Raw genomic sequence first — 817 nt, forward strand, 5'->3', positions numbered from 1 at the left:
TGGGCGGCGATGACGGCGGCCTGGAGGCGACGCTCGACACCCAGTTTGGCGAGCAGCCGCGAGACGTGGTTCTTCACGGTCTTCTCGGCGAGGTAGAGCTCCCGGCCGATCTGCCGGTTGGTCTTGCCCTCCCCCACCAGGGCGAGGATCTCCCGCTCGCGCGGGGTGAGTCCGGCGAGCGCCGTGTCGGACTCGCTCTCCTCGTGGTGGCGCAGGCTCTCCATCAGCTTGTGGGTGGTGGCCGGGTCGAGCATCGACTGGCCGGAGGCGACCGTACGCACGGCGCTGACCAGGTCGGCGCCCTTGACCTGTTTGAGGACGTAGCCGGCCGCCCCGGCCATGATCGCGTCGAGCAGGGCGTCGTCGTCGTCGAAGGAGGTCAGCATCAGGCAGACCAACTCGGGCATCGTGTCGCGCAGTTCCCGGCAGACGGTCACCCCGTCGCCGTCCGGGAGCCGTACGTCGAGAACGGCGACGTCCGGGCGCAGTGCGGGCACCCGGGCGAGGGCCTGGGCGCAGCTGCCGGCCTCGCCCACGACCTCGATGTCCTCCTCGGCCTCCAGGAGGTCGCGGACGCCCCGGCGGACCACCTCGTGGTCGTCCAGCAGGAACACCCGAACGGGCTGGGGCGTGTCCATGGCCTGCTCCCGGTGTGCGCGGTCGGTGACACCACCGATTCTGCGCGTCCGCGCGACCGGGCGCACCGGGTCAGCCACGCGGGACGACGACGACCGGACACCAGGCGCGGTGGATCACCGCCCGGTGACCGGGCCCAGGCGGTGCCCGGTGCGGCCGAGTACGAGCAGGTCGGCGGTGC

At 72.3% G+C, this 817-nt stretch carries 1 protein-coding gene; it reads right to left on the reverse strand.

Going from position 1 to position 817, the window contains the following annotated elements; all coding sequences use genetic code 11:
• The coding region (locus BG452_RS35785) for a response regulator (RefSeq protein WP_188308503.1) at window positions 1-638 on the reverse strand (638 nt) is incomplete at its 3' end.
• Between the last annotated feature and the right edge of the window lie 179 nt (window positions 639-817).

Source organism: Streptomyces sp. CBMA123 (assembly GCF_014596465.1).
Classification (GTDB): domain Bacteria; phylum Actinomycetota; class Actinomycetes; order Streptomycetales; family Streptomycetaceae; genus Kitasatospora.